Origin of the sequence: Streptomyces inusitatus, assembly GCF_014651115.1 — a bacterium.
GTDB classification, from domain to species: Bacteria; Actinomycetota; Actinomycetes; order Streptomycetales; family Streptomycetaceae; genus Streptomyces; species Streptomyces amakusaensis.
This window is the reverse complement of sequence record NZ_BMWG01000001.1, coordinates 243,449-266,583: the sequence shown is the minus strand read 5'-3', so window position 1 is coordinate 266,583 and position 23,135 is coordinate 243,449. Positions and strand designations below refer to the sequence as shown.

The 23,135-nt window shown below is 71.3% G+C and carries 20 protein-coding genes; 9 read left to right on the top strand and 11 right to left on the bottom strand.

The features are described from left to right. Positions 1-90 precede the first annotated feature (90 nt). Positions 91-543: an ATP-binding protein gene (locus IE247_RS01180; protein WP_229868412.1), complete on the bottom strand. Its 453-nt coding sequence runs from the start codon at positions 541-543 to the stop codon at positions 91-93. Between the two features lie 291 nt (positions 544-834). Between IE247_RS01180 and IE247_RS01175 the strand changes: the two genes are divergently transcribed. The 4 genes from IE247_RS01175 to IE247_RS01160 all read left to right on the top strand — a co-directional run bounded on the left by IE247_RS01175 (position 835) and on the right by IE247_RS01160 (position 3,873). Continuing rightward, positions 835-1,704 carry a helix-turn-helix domain-containing protein gene (locus IE247_RS01175; protein WP_190120921.1) on the top strand — a complete coding sequence of 290 codons (870 nt, stop codon included), beginning with the start codon at positions 835-837 and terminating at the stop codon, positions 1,702-1,704. Continuing rightward, positions 1,695-1,919, top strand: coding sequence for a DUF397 domain-containing protein (locus IE247_RS01170; RefSeq protein ID WP_229868408.1), 225 nt, complete (start codon positions 1,695-1,697; stop codon positions 1,917-1,919). The genes IE247_RS01175 and IE247_RS01170 overlap by 10 nt, the downstream gene beginning before the upstream one ends. Before the next feature lie 95 nt (positions 1,920-2,014). After that, the gene (locus IE247_RS01165) at positions 2,015-2,419 is read left to right on the top strand and encodes a putative type II toxin-antitoxin system PemK/MazF family toxin (RefSeq protein WP_190120920.1); all 405 of its coding nucleotides are present in this window, start codon (positions 2,015-2,017) and stop codon (positions 2,417-2,419) included. Positions 2,420-2,667: 248 nt separating this feature from the next. Next, the gene (locus tag IE247_RS01160) at positions 2,668-3,873 is read left to right on the top strand and encodes an esterase/lipase family protein (RefSeq protein WP_190120919.1); all 1,206 of its coding nucleotides are present in this window, start codon (positions 2,668-2,670) and stop codon (positions 3,871-3,873) included. A gap of 112 nt (positions 3,874-3,985) precedes the next feature. Here the strand turns inward: IE247_RS01160 and IE247_RS01155 are convergent, their stop codons facing one another. The 5 genes from IE247_RS01155 to IE247_RS01135 form a co-directional block, all read right to left on the bottom strand. Continuing rightward, on the bottom strand, positions 3,986-4,294 hold the full coding sequence (locus IE247_RS01155) for a hypothetical protein (RefSeq protein ID WP_190121376.1): 309 nt from the start codon (positions 4,292-4,294) through the stop codon (positions 3,986-3,988). Between the two features lie 40 nt (positions 4,295-4,334). Then, positions 4,335-5,627, bottom strand: a complete 1,293-nt coding sequence (locus tag IE247_RS01150; RefSeq protein WP_190120918.1) for a glutaminase — start codon at positions 5,625-5,627, stop codon at positions 4,335-4,337. A 206-nt stretch (positions 5,628-5,833) separates the two neighbouring features. Then, positions 5,834-7,465, bottom strand: coding sequence for a serine/threonine-protein kinase (locus tag IE247_RS01145; RefSeq protein WP_190120917.1), 1,632 nt, complete (start codon positions 7,463-7,465; stop codon positions 5,834-5,836). Positions 7,466-7,533: 68 nt separating this feature from the next. Continuing rightward, entirely contained in the window at positions 7,534-8,016 is a 483-nt protein-coding gene (locus IE247_RS01140; RefSeq protein ID WP_190120916.1) for a MarR family winged helix-turn-helix transcriptional regulator, read from the bottom strand. Beyond that, a complete protein-coding gene (locus IE247_RS01135; protein ID WP_190120915.1) occupies positions 8,013-8,639 on the bottom strand; it encodes a DJ-1/PfpI family protein in 627 nt (208 codons plus the stop codon). The genes IE247_RS01140 and IE247_RS01135 overlap by 4 nt, the downstream gene beginning before the upstream one ends. Before the next feature lie 164 nt (positions 8,640-8,803). On the opposite strand from IE247_RS01135, the gene IE247_RS01130 reads away from it, so the two are divergent. Continuing rightward, entirely contained in the window at positions 8,804-10,183 is a 1,380-nt protein-coding gene (locus IE247_RS01130; RefSeq protein ID WP_190121375.1) for an aspartate aminotransferase family protein, read from the top strand. Between the two features lie 10 nt (positions 10,184-10,193). Here IE247_RS01130 and IE247_RS01125 read toward each other — a convergent pair whose 3' ends face one another. Continuing rightward, a complete protein-coding gene (locus IE247_RS01125; RefSeq protein WP_190120914.1) occupies positions 10,194-13,853 on the bottom strand; it encodes an nSTAND1 domain-containing NTPase in 3,660 nt (1,219 codons plus the stop codon). Between the two features lie 95 nt (positions 13,854-13,948). Here IE247_RS01125 and IE247_RS01120 point away from each other — a divergent pair, with 95 nt between their 5' ends. Next, positions 13,949-15,367, top strand: coding sequence for a glycosyltransferase family 39 protein (locus IE247_RS01120; RefSeq protein WP_190120913.1), 1,419 nt, complete (start codon positions 13,949-13,951; stop codon positions 15,365-15,367). Positions 15,368-15,420: 53 nt separating this feature from the next. On the opposite strand, the gene IE247_RS01115 is transcribed toward IE247_RS01120, so the two are convergent. Then, the gene (locus IE247_RS01115) at positions 15,421-15,909 is read right to left on the bottom strand and encodes a hypothetical protein (RefSeq protein ID WP_190120912.1); all 489 of its coding nucleotides are present in this window, start codon (positions 15,907-15,909) and stop codon (positions 15,421-15,423) included. 70 nt (positions 15,910-15,979) lie between these two features. Here IE247_RS01115 and IE247_RS01110 point away from each other — a divergent pair, with 70 nt between their 5' ends. From IE247_RS01110 to IE247_RS01100, 3 genes are all read left to right on the top strand, one after another. Then, positions 15,980-16,669 (top strand): GntR family transcriptional regulator, encoded by a 690-nt coding sequence (locus IE247_RS01110; protein ID WP_190120911.1) that lies wholly within the window; start codon positions 15,980-15,982, stop codon positions 16,667-16,669. 56 nt (positions 16,670-16,725) lie between these two features. Further along, complete coding sequence (locus IE247_RS01105; protein ID WP_190121374.1) at positions 16,726-19,170, top strand: dolichyl-phosphate beta-glucosyltransferase; 2,445 nt, start codon at positions 16,726-16,728, stop codon at positions 19,168-19,170. Between the two features lie 228 nt (positions 19,171-19,398). Continuing rightward, entirely contained in the window at positions 19,399-20,049 is a 651-nt protein-coding gene (locus IE247_RS01100; protein ID WP_190120910.1) for a putative DNA-mimic protein, read from the top strand. A gap of 141 nt (positions 20,050-20,190) precedes the next feature. Here IE247_RS01100 and IE247_RS01095 read toward each other — a convergent pair whose 3' ends face one another. The 3 genes from IE247_RS01095 to IE247_RS01085 form a co-directional block, all read right to left on the bottom strand. Beyond that, complete coding sequence (locus IE247_RS01095; RefSeq protein WP_190120909.1) at positions 20,191-20,937, bottom strand: hypothetical protein; 747 nt, start codon at positions 20,935-20,937, stop codon at positions 20,191-20,193. 35 nt (positions 20,938-20,972) lie between these two features. Continuing rightward, complete coding sequence (locus tag IE247_RS01090) at positions 20,973-21,605, bottom strand: zinc metalloprotease (protein ID WP_190120908.1); 633 nt, start codon at positions 21,603-21,605, stop codon at positions 20,973-20,975. A 277-nt stretch (positions 21,606-21,882) separates the two neighbouring features. Continuing rightward, complete coding sequence (locus IE247_RS01085; RefSeq protein ID WP_190120907.1) at positions 21,883-23,109, bottom strand: alpha/beta hydrolase; 1,227 nt, start codon at positions 23,107-23,109, stop codon at positions 21,883-21,885. Positions 23,110-23,135 lie beyond the last annotated feature (26 nt).

Genomic DNA, 23,135 nt, shown 5'->3' with positions numbered 1-23,135 from the left:
CCGTCCGTCCTCCTGCCGGGCGGCTCACCCGGCACTCCCCCCAGTTTATGCGCCCGCCCCGATCACGCTGCGTGGCCGTCCGGCTTCGGCTCAGCCGGCCGGGGCGGCGGGGACGTCGACCATGCACCAGGTGCAGTCCCCGTCGGGCGTCACCCCCCACGCGTCGGCGACCACCGCCACCAGCCCGAGCCCCCGCCCGCTCTCCTCCATCGGCCCCGCCTCCCGCACGCACGGCATCCCCTTCCCGACGCCACTGCTCACCTCCATGCAGACATACACCTCCGTCCGCCACAGCCGGACCTCCACGGTCTCCCCCCGCCCGTGCTGAAACCCATTCGTCACCAGCTCCGACACCAACAGCTCCACCTTCTCCACCAACCCCTCCAACTCCCAGATCCCCAGATGCGCCCTCCCCGCCCTCCGCATCAACCCCGGCCACGTCCGGTCCTGCGCACTCATCGCCTCCCCGCTCCCGGTCCGCAACAGGCTCACGTCGAACCCGGTGACGATCTCTGCGCGCGGAGCGGCGGTGGTGATGGGCATGGCCCTGTCCTTTCGGGTTTCGGACAGGGCGAGATCGGGCCCAGGGGTGAGGGTTGGGCCAGATATAGGCATCACTGTCCGATGTGAGTCTGACTCAACTACGGTGATCTATATGCGAGTTAATATGCAAGCGCATAGTCCCTAGGGGGCGAAATTGGCAAATGCGCGAGAAGCGGCACGACTTGCCCAGGGGCCGACAGGTGGTGGGACACTCAGGGGGACGACATGCGTCGGCACCCCACAGAGGTCACATCGAGCACCGGCAGACCATCGAGGAGAGAGGACAGCAGGGTGGCAGCAAAACGGGGCGCGACATTCCGACGCAGAGAGCTGGGCAAGGAGCTGAGGAAGCTCCGCGAGGGCAAGGGCCTGACACTTCAGGATGTGACGGGAGAGCTTGGCTTCTCGTTCACGAAGCTGGCCCGCGTCGAGATCGGCGAGAACGACCTCCCGCGCGTGGCGGACCTCGAAGCCCTCATGGACCTCTACGACATCGGCATGGCCAGGGAGGACCGGGAGACCCTTCTCCAGCTCCACAGGGAGTCACTGAGCAAGGAGCCCTGGACGCCCTACAAGGCCTTCATGCCGTCGAAGATGCCGACGTACCGAGGGCTGGAGCAGGACGCGAGAGCCATGCGTGCCTTCCAGCCGAGCCTCGTCTACGGGCTGCTCCAGACGGAGGCCTACACCCGGGCGCTGTACTCGATCGCCAAGCCGGTGGACGAGACCAACTCGGAGTACGTCGAGCAGAACATCCGGCTCCGGATGGAGCGGAAGGAACTGATCACGCGCTCCGACAGCCCGCTGGAGCTGCGCGTGATTCTCGATGAGACCGCCGTGCGATGCATGGTGGGCGGCCCCGGGATCATGCGCGAGCAGCATGACGAGATCGTGGAACTGAACCGTCTGGACCATGTGACCATCCAGATCCTCCCCCATGACGTCGTGTCCTACCGGGCGGAGAGCAACTTCGTGATCCTCGACTTCTCCGAGGTGCTCGCCCCCGTCGTACAGGTCGACATGCCGAACACCATCAGCGTCACGGACGAGCGACGCGAGGTGCAGCGGAACATCCGCCGCTTCGACGCCATGCGGGAGAGTGCCCTGCCTCCGGCTCGTACAGCCGAATTTCTGCAACAACTAGCGCGACAGTGGGAGTAGCCATCAATACGCACATCACGGCCCTCGGCGTGGCCGATGAGTCCTCCTGGTTCAAGTCCTCCTACAGCAATGCCACAGGGGGCAACTGCGTCGAGGTCGCGGCCCTGACCAGCGGAATCGCCATCCGCGACTCCAAGAACAAGCGGGGCCCCGCCCTCGCCGTCCCCGCCGCGTCGTGGCAGGCGTTCCTGACGTTCGCGACGACCTCCGCGTAACTTCTTCCGACGGAGCGCTCCCGCCCTCTCAGGCGGGAGCGCTCCGTCCACGCCGTCACGCAGCGTCTGCCTGCCGTCATATGTCTGGAGGACTTGTGCAACGTGGCGAAGTCTGGTGGGCCCAGTTCGACGAGCGGAGGTTGGTCGTACTGCTGTCGGGAGATGACATGTCCGGGATCCGGGTGATGCAGGTCGTCGCTCCGGCGGGCGTCGACATCAGCGGTCTGGGCATCGAAGTGACGGTCGGCACCGGTGAAGGACTGCCGTTCGAAGGTGTGTTGCGGCTCGCGCTCCCGCGTCCGGGCTTCACGCCGTGCACGTGGCTGACCACTGTGTCCCGGGACGACCTGATAGAGCGGGGGGCCGTCCTGTCCTCCGTGAAGCTCAGCGAGATTGACGACGCCCTCCGACTCGCTGAACAAGCGCAGAAGCGGACCCCGGCCACGACCGCGAAGCTCAGCGAGATAAGGGATGCCCTCCGTCTCGGTGAACCCGGGTAGACGGAGAAGGGGCCGACGCCTGCGGCGGCCGGACGGCAGGCGGTGATGGGGCTAAGGCCCCATCCGGAACCGTCTCAACGCGGAAGGCGCGCTGCCCGGCGCGGGCACCCCACCCCCGCGGTACGCCAAACCTTTCCCGCGCGTGCTCCATCAGATGGGGTGAACCCCGCAGCTCGGAAGGGCGATGCTCCCGGGTCGCGACCCATGATGACGTCGCCCCACCCGCCCCTTCCGTAAGGAGTACGACCATGTCCGAGACGGCCGAGCCCAACGTCGGTTCGTTCAGCCTCGGCGGTCCGCTGACCGCCGGACCCGCTGGGACGATCGAGGTGCCGGAGCACGAGGAGTGGCCGCTGCCGAACGGCTTCGCGTGGGTCTTTCTCGGGGACAGGAACCCGGGGATCGTGCGGCCCGTGATCATGGCTGACGGCTTCAGTCTCGGCCGGAGCAAGCTGGATGTGCTCTACCAGGGGCTGGAGGGCGGCGAATACCCGCTCATCAGCGAGCTGCGCAGGCGCGGCAGGGATGTGATCCTCCTCGGCTACGAGGAGCGCAGCGCGTCGATCCTGGAGAACGCCGACGCGGTCATCGGCGCGGTCCTGCGGGCCAGGGCCGAGCAGTTGGGGGATGCCCGGCTGGTGGTCGGCGGCTTCAGCATGGGAGGCATCGTCACCCGATACGCGCTGGCCAAGATGGAGTCGCAGGAGATCGACCACGGGGCCGCGCTGTACTTCTCGTACGACAGCCCGCACCGGGGCGCTTCCGTCCCGGTCGGGGTGCAGGCGTTCTCGCACTTCATCCCCTTCCCGAACGACTTCGCGAAGCAGATGAACAGCCCGGCGGCGCGGCAGATGCTGTGGCAGCACTACGACAGGGACACCGGCAAGATCGGCGTCGCCCCGGAGCGCACCGAGTTCCTGGCCGCCCTGGCGGAGGTCGGCCACTGGCCGCAGGTCCCGCTGAAGATCGGTGTGGCGAACGGCCGGGCCGACGGGGTCGGTCTGCCGGAGGTGAAGCCCGGTGAGGTCGCGCTGCGGATCGACCGGATCTACCCGGGCACGACCTTCTACGCCCAGGCCCAGGGCGACGATGTGACGGCCGCCTATCTGAACCGCAGGTTCCCGAAGGCCCAGAAGACCATCACGACCGACGGCTTCCCGGAGGTGGACGGTGCCCCCGGCGGCACCCTGCACACCTACAAGATCCTCGCCGACGCAATGAAGAAGGTCGGCGGCAAGATCGATCTGCGGTACGAGGACGTGTGCTTCGTCCCCTCGGTCAGCGCGGTCGCGATCCGTGACATCGAGAAGCAGGACGATCTGTACGCGAACATCGACGCCCTGCGCCCGGAGGAGAGCGAGTTGAACGACTTCCGCTGTTCGTCCGAGACCACCACGCACACGGCCCTCACCGAAGAGCTGGGCACCTGGATCGTGGACCGGCTCCCCGACTGATCCCGCCACGCGCCGATCAGGGCCGTCGTCCGCTCACACCAGGCGGACGGCGGCCCTGTTCTGAGCGCGGTCGTGGGGGCCGCGCCAGGACAGGGCGGTACTGCTTTCGGCCTCAGACGGGCCAGGACCGGTTCGGAGTGTCCAGCCAGGCGGCTTGTCCTTCCGCTGTCACGGTGAGTCCGAACCGGTCGTGCCCCGGCCTGCCCTCGTTCTCCCACCAGCGATGGGCGGCTTCCGCCTCGCTCCAGAGACGGCGGGGGCCGGACTGCCAGACACGCGCCTCGTCGTCGTCATGTCCGTCTCCGTGGATCACCCGCACTCCGGCCCCGAAGCGTTCCAGGGCGGACCGCGCCCGCTCGGCAACGGCCCCGTCCACTTCCACGGTGACGACGCTCTCCGCGCCGACACGGTGGGCGAGCAGAGCGGCGTTCCACCCGGTCCCGGTACCGACTTCACCGGCTTCAGGACGGAGAGGGGGAAACCATCACTTGTTCCATGTCTTTTACGACGGTGACTCGGCCGCCATCGCCGGGATCGGGATCGGGCATGACCGATTCCGGGTCGACGAGATAAACCTCGTGACCGTCCAGTGTGAGTCGGCGCACGACTTCCAGCAGCATGCGCCGTGCCACGTCGTCGATCGCATAGACCATGGTGAGGTCCAGAACCACCCTGGGTTCCGCGGGGGCGGTGTTCATGGTCTCCCGGACGACTCTCTCGGCCCCGGCGAAAGCGATCCCGCCCTGCAGTTGGAAGACCCGTACCGGATTCGGTCCGCCGACGCCGATGACGTGGTTGGACCGCACGATGGAACGCGCGGCGGCCGGGACCTCCATGACGTGGAGACCCATGTCGGAGGAGAACCGCTCGAACAGCGACACTCCGCGAACGCTGTTCCCGTGGGCGTCCAGCCGTGGTGAGAAGGTGGCGATGCCGATCTGGCCGGGGAGCGCACCGATCAGGCCCCCGGCCACGCCGCTCTTCGCCGGGATGCCGACCTGGGTCGCCCAGTCGCCGGCGGCGTCGTACATTCCGCAGGTGGACATGACGCTCAGCACCTGACGCACCACCGGTTCGCGGATCACTCGCTCGCCCGAGAGGGGATTGACGCCGCGGTTGGCCAGTGTCGCGGCCATCATGGCCAGATCTCGTGTGGTGACGAGCACGGAGCACTGGCGGGTGTAGCCCTCGACGACGTCCCTGGGGTTCTCGGTGAGGATGCCGTAGCTGCGGAGCATGTGTGCGATGGCGAGGTTGCGGTGCGCGTGCTCCATCTCCGACACGCACACGGCCTCGTCGATCCTCAGTCCGCGACCGGCGAACGCGGAAAGGCCGCGGACCACGCGCTCCACGCGCTCTGTCGGATTCATGCCCGGTGAACCGGCCAGTGAGTGGGTGGTGATCGCGCCGGCGTTGATCATGGGATTGAGGGGGCGGCCGGTATCGCTTTCGAGGGAGATCTGGTTGAACGCCTCCCCTGATGGCTCGACACCGACTTTGGCGAGTACGGGGTCGAAGCCGCGGTCAGCCAGTGCCAGCGCGTACGCGAACGGCTTGGAGATCGATTGGATCGTGAACTCGGTGTCGATTTCTCCGGCGCCGTAGACCTCGCCGTCGACGGTGGCGAAAACCGCGCCGAGGAGCTCAGGGTCCGCTGCCGCGAGCTCGGGGATGTAGTCCGCCAGCCGGCCGGAAGCGTCCGGCTCGACATCTCCGAGGGCCTGGGCCAGATAGTCGGGAATGATCGACCGCATGCGTCCTCCTCCTGCGTACCCGATGCGTGAACCGTAGCCGCACCCTCCTGTTCGGCCCTCCTCCGCTCAGCCGCGCGGCGTGGTTTTCCCCGCGCTGAGGGACGTCCGGCAGTGCTCGCGTCTTCAGCATGGTTTTCATGCTGGTCGGGGAGTGGTCCGGCTCCGCCGTGCGGGGCGGGGGGTACGGGGTACTCCGCGTGGCCGACTCAGTAGTCGGTCTTGGCGTAGGTGAGCGGAGCGCCGGTGGAGCCGACCAGTTCGCGGACGATGGTTGAGTCGCCGGAGAGACGGAGTCGGCTCCACTGCCCGGGGGAGCACTCGGCGGGGTCGCCCGAGGCGACGTCGGTGGGGCCGAGTTCGAGTGGGGGGCCCGCGGCTCGGAGGGTGGCGGACCAGCCGCATTCGTAGGAGGGGCCGCTGCCGGTGAGGGTCATGACGGGGGTGCCGAGGGTGCCCTCGGTGAGGGTCATCGTGCGGGTGTGTTCGCCGTCGGCGGTCTCGAAGACGGCGCGCCAGGTGCCGAGGTACGCCTCGGGGACGGTGGCGGCGGGTGCGGCGGTCTCACCGTCCTCGGCGGCGGCGGTGCTGGGGGAGGGGGCGGCGGAAGTGGTGGCCGTACGGGCCGATTTGGGGTCGTCGGCGGGGGGTTTGTCCGGGCCGGTGAAGAAGTGGAGGGCCGCGCCGCCCGCGACGAGGGAGAGCAGTACGGCGGCGAGGCCGAGCAGGGGGCCGGTGCGGCCGGCGCGCTTGGTGGAGGGCTGGTTGAAGGGGCCGGGGGCGGGGGTGTTCAGCCAGGCGTCCGGCGGCGGATAGGGGCGGTCCGGGGCGGTGGTCGCCGAGACCAGGGTGGGGGAGGGCGCCTCGTACGGCGACTGGACGCGGGTCCGGTCCCTGGGGACCTGGGGCGGGACCTCGGACCGGGGGCGGGGGCGGGAGTGGGGCGGCTCCTCGGCCTCCAGCAGCCACACGGCCTGACGGCCGAGCTGGGCGATGAGCGCGCCCGGCAGCCAGGGCTCGGAGCCCTCCCCGGCCGGGGGCGCCGTGCGCTCCAGGATCTGGGCGGGGGCGGGGCGTCGCGACGGGTCCTTGCGGAGACAGTCGCGTACGAGATCGGCCAGGCCGGCCGGTACCCCGGTCAGATCCGGCTCCTCCTCGGCGATCCGGTACATCACCGCGTGCCGGCCGGCCGAGACCGGGCCGAAGGGATGCCGTCCGGTCGCCGCGTACACCAGCACCGCGCCCAGACAGAAGACGTCGCAGGCGGCGGTGACGCGCTCGCCCCGCACCTGCTCGGGGGCCATGAAGCCGGGTGAGCCGACGACGGAGCCGGTGCGGGTGGGGCCGCCCTCGGCCCCGTCCAGGGCGCGGGCGATGCCGAAGTCGATGACGCGCGGGCCGTCGATGGTGATGAGGACGTTGGAGGGTTTGAGATCGCGGTGGATCAGCCCGGCCGCGTGGATCTCGCTCAGGGCGTGGGCGAGGCCGGAGCCGAGGGCGCGCACCGAGCGCTCGGGGAGCGGGCCGCGCGCGATCACGGTGTCCAGTCCCGGGCCCGCGACATAGCCGGTGGCGACCCAGGGCACCGGGGCCTCGGTGTCGGCGTCGAGGACGGGCGCGGTCCACTCGCCGCCGACCCTGCGGGCCGCGCGCACCTCGCGGCGGAAGCGGTCGCGGAACTCCTCCTCGCCGGCCAGCTCCCGGCGTACCAGCTTGACCGCCACCGTACGGCCCCGGTCGCTGCGGGCGAGGTAGACCCGGCCCATGCCGCCCTCGCCGAGGCGTGACAGTAACCGGTACTCGCCGATGCGCCGAGGATCGTCGGCGGTGAGGTGGTTCATGGCCGCGTGGCTCCCCCGGTCGCGACTACTGCGGTTACTGCGGTCGGGAGTTGAGGATAGTGCGCTTCTCACCCCTCCTGGATTGTCTCCATCGCTTCGGAGAGCCGATCCAGCACCCGGACCGTCTCCGCGAACCCCTCGGGGCCGAGCGCCGCCGCGAGCCGGGCGGCCAGCGCCGCGTGCCCGGGGGCGAGCCGCCGGACGGCCGCCAGACCCTCCTCGGTGGCGCGCAGCAGCTTGGCGCGGCGGTGCGCGGGGTTGGGCTCATACGCGGCGAGGCCGTGTTCGACCAGCAGATCGGCGCTCCGCTGGACGCTCTGGCGGGTGATGCCCATGGTCCGGGCGATCGCGGCGACCGGCCGCGGGCCGGGGAGGACCGCGCCGAGCACCTGCCACCAGGAGGCCGTCAGCCCGGCCTCCCGGGCCAGTTCGTCGGAGACCGCGAGGAACTGGCCGTTGAGCCGGAAGATCCCGAGGGCGGTACGGGAGAGCAGATCCCGCTGCTCCCGCCCGCCCGCCTCCGGTCCGCCCGCCCGCTCCCCGGTGCTCACGCGCCCTCGCCTTCGCCTGCGAGGACCGCGTAGGCGCTCGCGTCGGAGTCGTGGAAGAGCCGGTACCAGGCGTCCAGCCGCTCGCCCTCGTACACCTTGAGGAGGGCGAGGACCTCGCGGGCGAAGGCGACGGGCTCGGTGGGCCCGGCGGTGATCAGGCCCCGGTCGGTGACGGCGTCGGCCTCGCGGTAGCGCTCGCCGCCCCGGTAGCCGGTGGCGGCGAGGTAGAAGGAGACGGCGCCGGTGTGGTCGCGGTCGTCGAGCAGCCCTTCGCGGGCGAGGCCCGCGGTGGCTCCGCAGATGGCGGCGACGGGCGTGCCCGCGTCGAGGAAGGCGCGGGCGGCGGACGCGAAGGGCGCGAGAGTGTCGCCGCTGTCCCAGGCGCTCGCGCCGGGGAGGATCAGCAGCGCGCTGTCCTCGGGACGGAGGTCGGCGAGGGCCAGATCGGGCTGTACGCGGAGCCCGCCCATGGTGGTGACGGGGGCGGTGGTGAGGCCGACCGTGCGGACGGGGTGGCCGTGCTGGGCGAGATGGGCGGTGGCGTGGCCGGTCTCCCAGTCGGCGAGGGTGTCGTAGACGGCCAGATGGACGGTGGGGCGGGCGCTGGCGCTCTGGTCGGTCATGGCGGGCTCCTCCGGCGATATCGGACGTGCTTACGACAGAAGGCTGTCATGTCGACAGCATGCTGTCAATGGACCTGCTGGGCCGACTGGACTGGCTGGACCCGCTGGACCCGCTGGAGCCCGGGCCCTCCCCGTACCGGGTCCCGCTCCCTACGCTGGGGCGCATGACCTCACAAGCCCAGCCGCAGCCGCAGCCGCCCGCCGACACCCGCGCCGGCGCCGCCGTGAAGGCGGCGGACCGCGCCCATGTCTTCCACTCCTGGTCCGCGCAGGGGCTGATCGACCCGCTCGCCGTCGCCGGGGCGGAGGGCTCGTACTTCTGGGACTACGACGGGAAGCGCTACCTCGACTTCACCAGCGGTCTCGTCTTCACCAACATCGGCTACCAGCACCCCCGGGTCGTCGCCGCCATCCAGGAGCAGGCCGGGAAGCTGACCACCTTCGCCCCCGCCTTCGCGATCGAGGCGCGCTCCGAGGCGGCCCGGCTGATCGCCGAGCGGACGCCCGGCGACCTGGACAAGATCTTCTTCACCAACGGCGGGGCGGAGGCGATCGAGAACGCGGTACGCATGGCCCGGCTGCACACCGGCCGCCCCAAGGTGCTCTCCGCGTACCGCTCGTACCACGGCGGCACCGCCACCGCGATCAATGTCACCGGGGACCCGCGCCGCTGGCCCTCCGACAGCGGCACCTCCGGAGTGGTCCACTTCTGGGCCCCCTTCCTCTACCGCACGCCCTTCTACGCCACGACCGAGGCGGAGGAGGCCGAACGCGCCCTGCGGCACCTGGAGGACACCATCGCCTTCGAGGGCCCCGGGACCGTCGCCGCGATCGTGCTGGAGACCATCCCCGGCACGGCCGGGATCATGGTCCCGCCGCCCGGCTATCTCGCCGGGGTCCGGGAGATCTGCGACCGGTACGGGATCGTCTTCGTCCTGGACGAGGTCATGTCGGGCTTCGGCCGCACCGGGAAGTGGTTCGCGGCCGAGCACTTCGACGTGGTGCCCGATCTGCTGACCTTCGCCAAGGGCGTCAACTCCGGCTATGTGCCGCTCGGCGGGGTCGCGATCTCCGCCGGGATCGCGGCCACCTTCGAGACCCGGCCCTACCCCGGCGGGCTCACCTACTCCGGCCATCCGCTGGCCTGCGCGGCGGCCGTCGCCACGATCGGGGTGATGGCCGACGAGGGTGTGGTGGAGCAGGCCGCCCGTATCGGCGAGGACGTCATCGGCCCTGGCCTGCGCGAACTGGCCGAACGCCACCCGAGCGTCGGCGAGGTCCGGGGCCTCGGCGCCTTCTGGGCCCTGGACCTGGTCCGCGACCCGGCGACCCGCGAGCCCCTCGTTCCGTACAACGCCACGGGCGAGGCCAACGCGCCGATGGCGGCCTTCGCCGCCGCCTGCAAGGCGCGCGGACTCTGGCCCTTCGTCAATATGAACCGCACGCATGTCGTACCGCCGTGCAACATCAGCCAGGCGGAGGCCAAGGAGGGGCTGGCGGTGCTGGACGAGGCGCTGTCGGTGGCGGACGGGTTCCTGGCCTGATCGACACGGCCTAGAGAGCTTCGTCCCCGAAAGGGCAGGTCGGGCGGTACGGGACAGCCGGCAGATAGAACTCCCACTCGGGCTCCGGCAGCCCGGACCTGATCCGTTCGCAGATCGTCCCGGCCGCGTGCCGGGCGGAGAGCGAGTAGGCGCGCGAGGCGACATGAGGGGTCGTCACCCGCAGCTCCTGACGGCCCGGTCCCGGGACGAAGGACAGCGCCAGCACCGGACCGCCGGCGCGCGGCAGGGGTGAGCCCTGGGAGCGCGGCGAGGCGGTGTCCCAGAGCCGCACCCCGCCGTGGGCGTCCCCGACGGCGAGGGTGCGGCTGTCGGGGGAGAACGCCAGCGCGGGCGGGGACGATGCGGGGATACGCCGCTCCCCGGGGACGAGGACGGCGAGCAGGGCCTCGCCCTCGCCGTCCCAGAGGGTGATCCGGCCCTCCCAGTCGCCCATCGCCATGAAGCGGCCGTCCTCGCTGAACGCCGCCGCTGTCGCCGCCCCCTGGCCGCGCATGACGCGCTTCGCGCTGCCGTCGCGGGGATCGACCAGCTGTCGGTACTCCGTGAAGTAGGAGCCGTCCGGGGCCGTCGCGAGCACTCTGCCGCCGCCGCTCCGGCGCAGCTGTTCCCAGCGGCCCCGGCCCGGTCCGGCCCGCAGCTCGGCCGAGTCGAGGGCCTTGAACGACATGGAGGAGCGGGAGACGGCGACGTCCCGCCCGTCTCGGGAGAGCGCGACGGAGTCGATGCCGGGGCGCGGGGGGAGGGTCGTCTCGACGCTGCCGGTGTCGAGGTTCCGTACGAGGACCCGGTTCTTGGCGTCGAGATGGGCGAAGCGCGGTCCGTCGCGCTGGAAGGCCATCACCGGGCCGCAGCCGTCGCAGCTCTTCGGCGCGGGCAGCCTCCGGCGGGGCTTCCCGTCGGCGTCACGGAGTTCGAGGACCCCCGCGCGGGTGGTCGCCAGGGTGCGGCCGTCCGGGCCGAAGGCGGCCCCCGTGAGCGGGATCCGCTCCCGTTCAGCGGGTGCCGGGGCGTCGAAGGCGACGGTCCGCAGGGTCAGACCGGGCTCAGTGCCCGAGGCGTAGCGGATGATTCCGGCGGCCAGGTCCAGCCGTAGATCGTGCAGGGCCGCCCCATGGGCGGGCGTCTGGAACACCGGGGCGTCCGGGGCGTCGGTCCGCCAGAGCTGGACGGTCTCTCCCGTGAGGGTCGCGACATGGGAGCCGTCGGAGCTGAAGGCCATGTCCGGTGTGCCGTCGGTCTCGATCCGGGGGCGCTCCCGGCCGGACCGCACCTCCCAGCTCCGTATCCCGGTGGGGCTGTTGAACGCCAGGGCCCGGCTGTCCGGGGTGAAGAGCACCTCGCTCGCGACGCAGGCCCCGGACTCCGGCACCGCCTCGCTCAGCCAGGGCGTGGGGAGTCTGCGGCGCTCGCGGACGTCCCACAGCCGGAGCGGGCCGCTCTCCGGGCAGTACGCCAGCAGCCGGTCGTCGGGCGAGACGTGGACCTGGCGCAACTCCGCCGACCTGTCCGCGATGCCGAGCAGCTCGCGGCCGGTGGCGGTGTCCCACAGCTGGAGTCCGCCGTCCGGGGTGTGACTGGCGAACACCCGCCCGCCGGGGGTGAACCAGCCGGAGACGCCCTCGCCGCCGGGCCCGAAGGCCGAACCCATTCCGGCGGCCTCCAGATCCCAGAGCCGGATGCCCCCGGGGGTGGCGACCGCTGCGGTCCGGGCGTCGGGGCTGATGTCCACGATCCGCTTCGCGTGCTTCCCCAGCCCCGGCAGATCCTCCAACGGGCTCTTTGACCCGATGTCCCAGCGGTCCGTCCGGTCCGGGCCGACCCGGACCAGGGTCGTGCCGTCCTGGCCGAACCGCGTCCAGACGGTGTTGTCCTCGGGTTCGAACTCCGGGGTGATCGGGGTGTAGACGTAGGTGTCCGGCTGGGCCGCCGCGGCGAACAGCGCCTCCCTGGTCTCCGGCAGATCCGCGACCCTCCACGCCGCCAGGCTCAGCCAGGTCGCGGTGTACGGGTCGGAGACCCTCATCGTGTCCGCGACACCCGCCAGCCGTCGCGCGTCCGCCTCCGTCGCGCGCCGGCCGCTCTCCTCGCTCTGGTGCCAGGCGGTGATCCCCGCGAGCACCGCGAGGCAGAGCAGCAGGGAGAGTGTCACGGTCAGCCCGCGCAGCCGGCGGGCGGTGCGCGCGGAGGCGAGCCGCTCGGCGTCGCTCGCGCGCACGGAGGCGTCCAGGAACTCCCCCTCCTCGGCGGTGAGTCCGGCATGTTTCACGTGAAACGCCTCGCGGGCCGTCTCCAGTTGGGCGCCCCGGTACAGCGCCCCCGGGTCCCGGCCCAGCTCGGCCCACATCCGTGCCGCGTCCGTCAGCCTGCGGTGCGTCCGCAGCAGCTCCCGGTCGTCGCCGACCCAGCCGCGCAGCCGGGGCCAGCCGGTGATCAGCGCCTCGTGGGCGAGATTGACCGAGGTGTCGTCGACGGTGAGAAGGCGGGCGCGCACCAGCCGCTCCAGCACCCGGGCGGAGGCGGGGGCGCGGACCAGCTCGGCGCGGGCGGCCGGGCGGCGGGTGTCCTCGGTCGCATCCCCCGGGGATATCAGCCGCAGCAGCAGCGCCCGGGCGGCCCGCGCCTCCTCCTCGGTGAACTCGGCGAAGACCTCCTCGGCGGTGTGCGCGATCGCGCCCTGGACACCGCCGATCGTCTCGTACGCCGCCTCGGTGAGGGTCCGGCCGCGCCGTCGCCGCCAGGTCTCCAGCAGGGCGTGCGACATCAGCGGCAGCCCGCCCGGCTCGCCCGCGACATCGGCCACGATCCGGGCGGTCAGCGCGCGCTCCACGATCAGCCGCCCGGCGCTCGCGGGCCCGACGACCGCCGATCTCAGCTGCTCGGCCGTCATCGGGCCGACGAGGAGCACCGACCCCTTCAGGGCCGCCACAAGAGCGGGGTGTTCGGCGCACCGGCCGTAGAAGTCGGCCCGTACGGCGATGACCGCGCGGGTGTCGGGGGCGGTCAGCAGCTCGATGAAGGCGCTCCGCTCGGCGGGGTCCCGGCAGAGGGTGAAGACCTCCTCGAACTGGTCGACCAGCAGCAGCGCCCCGGGGGTGAACAGCCCGCGATGGGTGCGGGCCGGGGTGGGGCCGGGGGTGAGGATCCGGATCACGGACGGGGCCGGAGCGGCATCCTCTTGGAGCGCGGGCACCAGACCGGCCCGCAGCAGTGAGGACTTCCCGCTGCCGGACGCTCCGACGAGCGCGGCGAAGGGACCGCGCCGGGTCAGCTCCAGCAGCTCGCCGACGAGTTCGTCCCGCCCGAAGAAGTGGTCGCGGTCCTCGGGGCCGTACCGGGCGAGACCGGGGTAGGGCGCGGCCGTGTCGTCGCCCCCGGCGGGCGGGGGCTCCTCGGCGACGGCCTCGTGCCACCGCTTCTCCCACAGCTCACGGTCGCCGCCGCAGGCGGTGACATAGGCGAGGGCGACCGGCAGCGAGGGCAGCCGCTCACCGGCGGCGGCCGCCGAGAGCGTGGGCGCGGAGTATCCGGAGCCCGCCGCCATCGCGCGGTAGGTCGGGCCGCCCGCCGCGCGGCGCAGCTCGCGCAGCCCGTGGGCGAAGGACCGCACGGGCCCGTCGTCCGGGGCCAGCGGTTTCTCCCGGCGTCCCATGTTCGCGGCCTCCGATCTCCCCCGGGAGCGTAATGAATTGATTGGCACGGCGTGTGGGGCCTGCCCATCAACGTGTCGGCCGATGAACTCGCCTGATGACCGACACCGCCCACCCATCCGTCCGCCAGTCCGCCCACCCGTCCGTCCGCCCCGCACCCGGTGAGCGGCTGTCCTCGCTGCCGGTCGCCCTCGCCCCCGCCGCGCTGATGCTGCTGCTCGGCCTGTGGGGGATCGAGCGCGGGGGAACCCTGTGGACCGACGAGGCGGTCACCTACGACATGGCGCGGCGGTCCCTGCCGGAGATCTGGCGGACGCTCGGCACGATCGACGCCGTCCACGGCCTCTACTACCTCCTCATGCACGCCGTGTTCGCCGTCTTCGAGCCCGGCCTCGTCGCGCTGCGGCTGCCGTCCGTGCTCGCGATGTGCGCGACGGCCGCCCTGGTCGCGCTGATCGGCCGGCGGCTGGCGGGCCCCCGCGCGGGGCTGCTGGCCGGGCTCCTGCTGCCGCTGCTGCCCGTCGTACAGCGCTACGCGCAGGAGGGGCGCTCGTACGCGCTGGTGTGCGCCCTGGTCGCCTGGGGGACCCTGCTGCTGCTCCAGCGGCGCTGGGGCGCGTACGCGGCGGTCATGCTCGCGGCCTGTCTGATGCACGAGTTCGCGGTGCTGACCCTCCTCGCGCACGGCGCGAGCCTGTGGCGCAGCCCGCCGCGCGGCTGGATCGCGGCCGCACTGGGCACGGTGGCGGGGCTCACCCCGCTCGCCCTCTTCAGCGTGACCCAGTCCGCCCAGGTCGACTGGATCGGCTCCCCCGGAACGCCCAAGATCATCGCGTTCGTCCTGACCGCCCTGCTGGGCTGCGCCTGCGCCCGGACCCCGGGCGGCGCGGCGGTCCGGAGGATCGCGCTCCCGCTGCTGGTCCTCCCGGCGGGGCTGCTGATGGCGGTCTCCTTCATCCACCCGCTGTACGTGGACCGCTATGTCCTGCCGTACGTCATCGGCCTGGCCCTGCTCCTGGGCGCGGTCCTCGACCGCCACTGGTCCCCGGTGCTCGCCCTGGCCTCGGCCGCCGCCGCCCTGCTGTCCCTGCTCTTCTTCAGCCCCCATCTGCGTACCCCGGAGAGCCGCAAGAGCGATGTGCGCGCGGTGGGCGAGGTCCTCGCGGAGTCCGGGCGGCCCGGCGACGGGCTGCTCTTCATACCGTTCCGGCGACGGGTCTGGACACTGGTGCGCCCCGGCGAGACCGGGCATCTGACGGATCTGTCCATGAAGAGCTCCCCCCGCGCCTCCCACACGCTCTACGGCACCGAGCTGTCCCCGGAGCGCATCCGTGAACGGATGCTGGCCCACGACGGCCGGGTGGTGGTGGTCCAGGACCTCGTGGGGCAGCCGCTCGACGCGGTCGCGGAGGAGGAGATCAAGCGGGAGGTGCTGCGCGGGCACTTCACCCTCTGCGAGGAGACGGCGGTGAACGAGGCCAGGGTGGGGGTGTACGCGCGGAACGGCGACTGCTGAGAACCCGGCCCGGGGGGCGCAGGGTGCGCGGGCCGCCCCGCCGGGCCGGAGGGTCAGCCGGGCCCGGGGCCCGGCAGGGCCTCCGTCTCCAGGAACCAGCGGCGGCGCGGTCCCCGGTAGAGCAGCGCCTCCCAGCCCAGCTCGCCGAGGATCCGTCCGCACTCCCGCAGCGACTTCTCCTCCTCCCGCGCCGCCCCGCCGCCCGCCGGGCCGGCCCACTCCACGCGTACCGCGCCGTCCCGGTCCGCGGCCAGCACCCGGTATCCGGTCGCCGTACGCGCGCCGTCCCCGTCCACCGCCGAGGGCGGCACCCCGGCCGCCTCCAGGGCCAGCGCCACCGCCCGTACCGGCTGCCGCCGCTCCCACGGCGCGGGTGTGCCCCCGGTGCCGGAGACCCGGCGGATCTGGAGCAGACCGGCGTACGCCGTCCGCACCTCGGCCGCCCGGCCCTCCCCGCCCGCCGCCGGACCGTCGCCCGCGGCGGCCTCGAAGACCCCGCCGCCAGACCTGTCCGCGGCCCCGCCCCCGACTGTCTCGTTCACCTGCACCTCACCCGGTTCGTACCGACTGGCCTATCGTGTCCGGGACCCCCCGGCGAAGGAGAAGCCATCGATGCCCGGCCCCGGACCGCGCGACGCGAGCACCGCCGTCACCCGCAGCACCCTGCGGCAGCAGATCGCGGACGCGCTGCGCGACGAGGTGCTGGCCGGGCGGCTGCTGCCCGGACAGGAGTTCACGGTCAAGCAGATCGCCGAGCAGTACGGAGTCTCCGCGACCCCGGTCCGCGAGGCCCTCGTCGACCTGGCCGCGCAAGGACTCCTCGACTCCGACCAGCACCGGGGCTTTAGAGTGCACCAGTTCTCCGTGGCCGACTACCGGGCCATGGTCGAATCCCGGTCCCTCGTCATGGACGGCGTCATCCGGCACGCCGAGCGCCGGGGCCGCACCCGCGTCGGAGCCAAGGCCGTGGTCTCGGTCCGCCGCCGCGCCGAGGAGGCCGCCCGCGCGGCCCGCTGCGGCGACCTCGACATCCACATCGGCTACGACCTGCGCTTCTGGCACGAGCTGGGCTCACTCATCGCCAATTTCTACATCGCGGGCTTTCTGCACCGGCTGCGCGTGCAGAGCTGGGTCTTCTCGGTGCCGCATCTGCGCGCCGACGCCGACCGGCGGCAATGGCTGTGGAGCGGACACGAATCACTGGTCGACGCGGTCGCCCTCGGCGATCTCACCGCGGCCCGGTCGGTCATCTGTCTGTACAACGACCGGGCGCTCGCCTGGGCGGATCGGCTGGAGCGGTAGCGGTGAACATGGACCCGGTCCCGGGGCTCCCGGCGGTGTACGACACCGTGGAGGCCATGGAACACCACGGCAGCGGGGTGGAACTGAGCGTCGTGGTTCCCGCCTACAACGAGGAGAGCAGGCTCCGGCCGACCCTGGACGCGATCGCCGCGTATCTGCGGGCGGACCCGGAGCGCTGGGGCGAGTGGGAACTGATCGTGGTGGACGACGGCTCCACCGACTCCACCGCGAAGATCGCCCAGGAGGCCGCCGCGGAGGAGCCCAGAATCCATCTGGTCCGGGCGGACAGAGGGGCGAACCGGGGCAAGGGGGACGCGCTGCGGCGCGGCGTCCTCGCCTCGTACGGCCGCCGGGTCCTGGTCACCGACGCCGATCTGGCGACCCCGATCGAGGATCTGGACCGGCTGGACGCCCAGCTCGCGGCCGGCGGGCAGGCGGCGGCGATCGGCTCCCGCGCCCACCCCGACTCCCTCATCGACGTCCATCAGTGGCGGGTCCGCGAATGGCTCGGCCGACTGGGCAACGGGCTCATACGCGCGGTCGCGGTGCCCGGGATACACGACACCCAATGCGGGTTCAAACTCTTCGACGGGGACCGGGCCCGCGCGGCGTTCGCCGACTCCCGGCTGGACGGGTGGGGGATCGATGTCGAGATACTGCGGCACTTCCGGCGCGAGGGCTGGCCGGTGACGGAGGTCCCGGTCCGCTGGTCGCACCAGCAGGGCTCCAAGGTCAGACCGCTCGACTACGGCAAGGTGCTGCTGGAGCTGCTCCGGCTGCGGACCCGCGCCCTGCGCCGCGCCGACCTGCTGATCGTCCTCGGCTTCGTCCTCGTCTCCGCCGTCCTCTACCAGGACCTCTGGGCCGACCTGGACCGGGGCTATCTCGCGGACGCGGGACAGGACCAGAATCAGTGGGAGTGGTTCTTCCGCGTCACCGCCGACAATGTCGTCAATCTGCGCAATCCGCTCTTCACCACCCTTCAGGGACATCCCGAGGGGGTGAATCTGATGGCGAACACGGTGATGCTCGGGCTGTCCGTCCCGCTCACCCCCGTGACCCTCCTCCTCGGCCCCACCTTCACCTGGGCGCTGGTCCTCACCGGCGGCCTCGCCGCCACCGCCGTCGCCTGGTACTGGCTGATCGCCCGGCACCTGACCGCCGGGCGCTGGGCCGCCGCCGTCGGCGCGGCCTTCGCCGCCTTCGCGCCGCCGATGATCTCCCACGGCAACGCCCACCCCAACTTCCTCGTCCTCTTCATGATCCCCGTGATCGTGGACCGCGCGCTGCGGCTCTGCGAGGGCCGCGCCGTGGTCCGCGACGGCGTACTCCTCGGCCTCTTCGCCACGTACCAGATCTTCCTCGGCGAGGAACCCCTGCTGCTCGCCACCATGGGCATGGTGATGTTCGCGATCGCCTACGCCGCCGTCCGCCGCGACGTGGCGCGGGCCGCCTGGCGGCCGCTGCTGCGCGGCACCCTGATCGGGCTCGCCGTCTGTCTGCCGCTGGTGGCCTTCCCCCTGGGCTGGCAGTTCTTCGGACCGCAGAGCTACACACATGTGATGCACGGGTCCAACACCGGGAACAGCCCCCTCGCGTTCATGGAGTTCGCGGGCCGCTCCCTCTGGGGCTCGGACGAGCGCGCCGACCCGCTGGCGATGAACCGCACCGAGCAGAACGCCTTCTTCGGCTGGCCGGTCCTCGCCCTGACGGCGGCCCTCGTGATCCGCATGTGGCACCTCCCGCTCGTGAAGGCGCTCACCTTCACCGGCCTCGCCGCCGCCTTCCTCTCGCTCGGAGTGCGCTTCCGGATCCCGGCCACCGACATCGTGCTGACCGGCCCCTGGCGGGCGCTCGCCAACCAGCCCCTCCTCGAATCCGTCATCGAGTCCCGGGTCGCGATGATCTGCGCCCCCGTCATCGGCATGCTGCTCGCCCTCGCCGTCGACCGGATCGCGGTCACCCGCCCCCTCGCGCTGCGCGCGGTGGGCCTCCTCGCGGTCGCCGCCGCCCTGCTGCCCGTGGTGCCGACGCCCTATCCCGTACGGGAACGGGAGCCGGTGCCCGCCTTCATCACCGAGAAGATGTACCGCTCGTACGTCGCCGAGGGCGAGTCGGTGGTGACCGTCCCGCTCCCCAGCCCCGGCGGCGCGGACGCCCTCTACTGGCAGTCCTCCACCGACCTCGGCTTCTCGGTCGCGGGCGGCTACTTCAACGGCCCCTGGGGCCCGGACCGCGTCGGCATCTACGGCTCCACCCCGCGCCACACCTCCAACCTCTTCGGCGACGTCCGCAACACCGGCCAGGTCCCCGACATCGGCCCCCAGTGGCAGGAACAGGCCAAAGCGGATCTCGCCGCCTGGCGGGCCGGTGTGGTCGTCCTGCCGCCGCAGTACAACGAGCAGGCCCTTTACACGACCGTGGAACGGCTGCTGGGCAGGGCCGGAGAGAAGATCGGCGGAGTCTGGGTGTGGGACGTGGGCGAACCCGGTGGCCGTTGAGCGAGCACCGGTGCGCGCCGGGGGAGCGTGTGCGACGGTAAGGCTGTGCGCGGCGAGGGGGCCGGGTCCGGGCAATGCGGGCCGCGCCCTTCGCCGTGACCGGCCGGGGCACTACTCTGTCCCGACCGTACTGCCGACGTACCGCGACGTACCGCTGACCGTGCCTTCGACAGTACTGCCGACAGTGCTTCCGACAGTGCCCGATCCCGCCTGAGAGCGAGCCCTCCCTTGGCCTGTGACCTGTGGCTGGTCCCCCTCGTCGATGTGCTGTGTCACAGCCCCGACAACCCCTTCGCCGAAGAACTCGCCGCCTACGACAAGGCGCTGACCGAGGCGGGACAGCCGGCGGTGCCCGTCTTCGCCTATATGCCGGGGCTCTCCGGGGACGTGGCCCCGGTCGCCGGGTTCGACTACGACGCACTCCACTTCCTGCGCCGTGCGTATCTCCTCCAGCTCTGCGGTCTTGCCGTCACCCCCGTCGACGAGCTGGGCGGGGACTACGAACAGCTCCTGGAGATGTTCGAGGCGACGGCCCAGCAGTCCCATCTCGTGTGGCACTACGACCACGCCGGGGCCTATGTCCCCGTCGACTTCGCCGCCCCCCTCTCCAACGACGAACTCCTCGCCGGCGGCGGCCCCCTCGGCTCCACCCAGGGCCTCCTGCGCGAGCTGGAATTCGTTGCCCCCGCCATCGGCATAGACCCCGGCAATCCGCCCCACGCCCCCCTCCCCCCGGACCGCCCCACCTCCCTGGAGGAGCCCGCCGGACCCATCCCCCACGACGACAACCCCTTCGCCCGCGAACGCCACGTCTGGCTCGGCCTCCACGCGGCGGCGACCCGCAGCCTGGGCCAGGGCTCGATGATCGTCTTCAGCTGAACCCGGCCCCGGGCCGGTCCCGGTCCCGGCCCGGCCTCAGCGCGGAGACAGGTGCCGGGAGAAGAACGACCGCACCCGGTCGCGCCCTCCCGGCACCGACTTCGCGGAGGGGACGCGTGTTCTCAGCCCTCGTCGGACGTCTCAGGACTTCGCGCGGGCGACCTTCTTGAGGGCGTCGATGTCTGTGGTGAACCGGCTGGACCTGCTTGCCGGGCTGGTTTCCGTCAGGGATTTGATCGAGGAAGACCTTGCGCTGACGGCACCCCCCGGGGCGACGTCGAGCAGGCCTTGGTCTCCGCCGACGGGCACCCACAGGTCACCGCTGACGACATTGATCCCGGGGTGCTCGGTGGAATTCAGTTTGTCCGCGTAGACGACCATGTGGGTTCCGGGGACGATCGGAGAGGCGCCGTCCATCTGAACAGCTTCCGTGTCCACGTTGCCGATGATCAATTCGCCGAGGGGGATCGGGTTGGTCCCGAGAGGCGTGACGGGGGTCGGGTTGAGGATCACGGTCTCGATGGTCGCCTTGTGGAAGACCATCGGGAGGCAGGCCGCGTGCGGAGAGTCGCCGCCCTCCATCCCTGCCGGCGGGGATGGAGGAGGGCTGGTGACCGGGTCGTCCTCCGGGCCTTCCTCCGGTGAATCGGTGGGTGGCCCGCCGTGGCCCTTGGCGTCACCGCCGTCGTCGCATTCCCTGCCGACCACTGGACCTATCTTCACCTGGAAGGCGCCTTCCGCCGCCTGGGTGAGGCCCGCGACGGTGTCGTAGGACGCGTAGTCGGCTTCAATTTTGTGCAGGGCTTCCTTTTCGCTCTCCCCGGAGCAGGAAGTAAGGCTCAGCGATGTCGCAACCATGAGGGCTGCCAGAGCCGCAGTCTTTTTCACTGGTACCTTTCCTCTGTTCTGATGTGGTGATTCGCTCAAGAAGCGAGGTACTTGGCTCTGGCGCCCTTGATGTCGTCCGACCACGGGCCGTCGCTTCCGCAAGAGAACTTGCCCTGGCCCTGCCGCATTACCGCAGGGCCGGCACCGCCGCAACCGGTCGAGACGTGAGCGAGGCCGTATGTGTGCCCGATCTCGTGAGTGGCCACGATCTTCTTTTCACGGGCGGTGAGATTGGCCATGGTCCGGGAGTTGAACTTCACGTAGGTTTCGTTGTACGACCAGTGGCCGTAGGGGCCGCATCCCTGCCAGGACGCTGTTGCCCAGGCGTCCCAGGTGTAAGAGCCGTCCCGCACCTCCACCATGGGGTCGCTGTTGGTCTGCTGCTTGCTGAAGTGCCCGGGTGAGTTCGGTGAAGTCTTGTCCCATCTTCCCTGGGCGTCGCCGAAAGCCTTCTGGTAAGTGGGCGTGATGCTGTAGTACCGATAGGAGATGGCGCCGCCTTCGCCAACCCCGAAGAACCTGCCGCACAGATGACTGTAGGCCTGGGCCGGTGTCGCCAGTACCACGCTGGAAGACACTGCTATCAGAGATGCGATGAGAACCGAACCCGGTTTGACGAGGGCCTTTCCTTTGACTTCCCTTCGCCCGCCCCATTTTTTCAGCCGCATTGTCGGCCTCCCCTGTTCTGTTGGTCTTGGGAATGACAGCGAAGGCGAAGTTAGTCCATGCGCTCCGATCATCACAAGGTGATAAGTGCGTGAAGATTGGGATGTCGAATTCCGCCCTAAAAGGTTCAATGGTGGGCGGTGATGGGCAGGCTGATCCTTCTTTCCCCTCTTAGTGGGGCGAATTGGTGCGTAAGTTTCGACTGAAGGATGTTTAAGTGCGGATCGAAGCGAGACAAACCCGGAGGCGGAGAAGAACCGGGAGGACCTGATCCCGGCCTCAGCGCGGAGACAGGTGCCGGGAGAAGAACGACCGCACCCGGTCGCGCACTCCCGGCACCGACTCCGCCGGGGTGATCGCGCCGACGAGCTTGTTCCGGTCGGCGGCGCTCATCAGCCCGGCGCTCTGGAACTGGGGGGCCATCGCGGCGTAGTCGGTGAACACCCAGTGCTGGGCGTCGTCGATCCGCCGTCGGCGGGTCCGGCCGTCCGGATGGGCGAGCATGGCCGACCAGGAGCGTTCGAAGCGGGCGTCGTGATAGCCGTCGGTGCCGAAGAGGAGCAGCGGCCGGTTCACCCCGTACCGGGCGACCGGGAGCAGCTCGCCGTCCTGGCCGGGGGCGTCCGGGGGATAGTCGAGATAGCCCTCCAGGTTGACCGCGGCGCGGACGCGGCGGTCCTCGTAGAGGGCCTGGGAGGCGGCCGCGCCGCCCGCCGAGTGGCCGTAGACGCCGACGCGCCGCAGGTCCAGCGCGCGGCCGAGGTCCTGGGGGAGCGGGCGGGTGTGGGCGTCGGGGTTGTGGCCGGTGGCGAGGGCCGACAGCTGGTTCAGTACGAATCGGAGGTCCGCGAGCCGGGTGCCGAGCAGGGTGCGGAAGGTCGGGCCCTCCCGGGGGTCTCCCGTCAGCGCGAACGTCCGTACCCTGCCGTCGGGGAACTCGACGGCCCCGGGCTCACCGGGATGGTCGACGGTCACCACCACATTTCCGTGACTGGCCAGTTCCTCGGCGAGCCCGGTGCCGATGGTGCGCGGGTTGGCCCCTCCGGGGGTGTACAGCAGCACCGGCCGCCGGATCGGCAGCGCGGGCGCGCCGGTGTGCGAGTGGGACATGGTGGCCGCCCAGTCCACACCGCTCTTCGGCAGCTCCGGATGCAGATACACGGGATCGAACGCCTTGAAGACCTCCACCGCCCCCGGGGTCATCTGCGGCGCGACCGGACATCCCCGCACCGACCGAGCCGGGTAGTACACCGAGACCATCACCTCCCGGACGCTCCCGCCGCCCCACGGGTCTCTCCGGTGCGGGTCGACCAGATGCAGCATCGTGGTCCCGACGCGGTGCGGACCGGTCGGCCTCGGCAGCCGTACGGTGATGTCGCCCGTGCCCCGGGCCCATGCGCGGCCACCCCCCGAGAGCAGGGTCGCGGTGGCCAGTACGGCCGAGGCGGTGACGGTTCGCCGGGGCACCCCGGCGGTCTTCTCGGAGAACCTGGAATGAAGGGTCATGCCTTGAATGCTGGCGCTGAACGGGG

Bases quoted from the DNA above. Each gene is read 5' to 3' on its own strand.
- IE247_RS01090 (WP_190120908.1), bottom strand. From the start codon at position 21,605: ATGCGGCTGAAAAAATGGGGCGGGCGAAGGGAAGTCAAAGGAAAGGCC.
- IE247_RS01160 (WP_190120919.1), top strand. From the start codon at position 2,668: ATGTCCGAGACGGCCGAGCCCAACGTCGGTTCGTTCAGCCTCGGCGGT.
- IE247_RS01145 (WP_190120917.1), bottom strand. From the start codon at position 7,465: ATGAACCACCTCACCGCCGACGATCCTCGGCGCATCGGCGAGTACCGG.
- IE247_RS01150 (WP_190120918.1), bottom strand. From the start codon at position 5,627: ATGCGGTCGATCATTCCCGACTATCTGGCCCAGGCCCTCGGAGATGTC.
- IE247_RS01180 (WP_229868412.1), bottom strand. From the start codon at position 543: ATGCCCATCACCACCGCCGCTCCGCGCGCAGAGATCGTCACCGGGTTC.
- IE247_RS01125 (WP_190120914.1), bottom strand. From the start codon at position 13,853: ATGGGACGCCGGGAGAAACCGCTGGCCCCGGACGACGGGCCCGTGCGG.
- IE247_RS01085 (WP_190120907.1), bottom strand. From the start codon at position 23,109: ATGACCCTTCATTCCAGGTTCTCCGAGAAGACCGCCGGGGTGCCCCGG.
- IE247_RS01110 (WP_190120911.1), top strand. From the start codon at position 15,980: ATGCCCGGCCCCGGACCGCGCGACGCGAGCACCGCCGTCACCCGCAGC.
- IE247_RS01135 (WP_190120915.1), bottom strand. From the start codon at position 8,639: ATGACCGACCAGAGCGCCAGCGCCCGCCCCACCGTCCATCTGGCCGTC.
- IE247_RS01120 (WP_190120913.1), top strand. From the start codon at position 13,949: ATGACCGACACCGCCCACCCATCCGTCCGCCAGTCCGCCCACCCGTCC.
- IE247_RS01105 (WP_190121374.1), top strand. From the start codon at position 16,726: ATGGAACACCACGGCAGCGGGGTGGAACTGAGCGTCGTGGTTCCCGCC.
- IE247_RS01130 (WP_190121375.1), top strand. From the start codon at position 8,804: ATGACCTCACAAGCCCAGCCGCAGCCGCAGCCGCCCGCCGACACCCGC.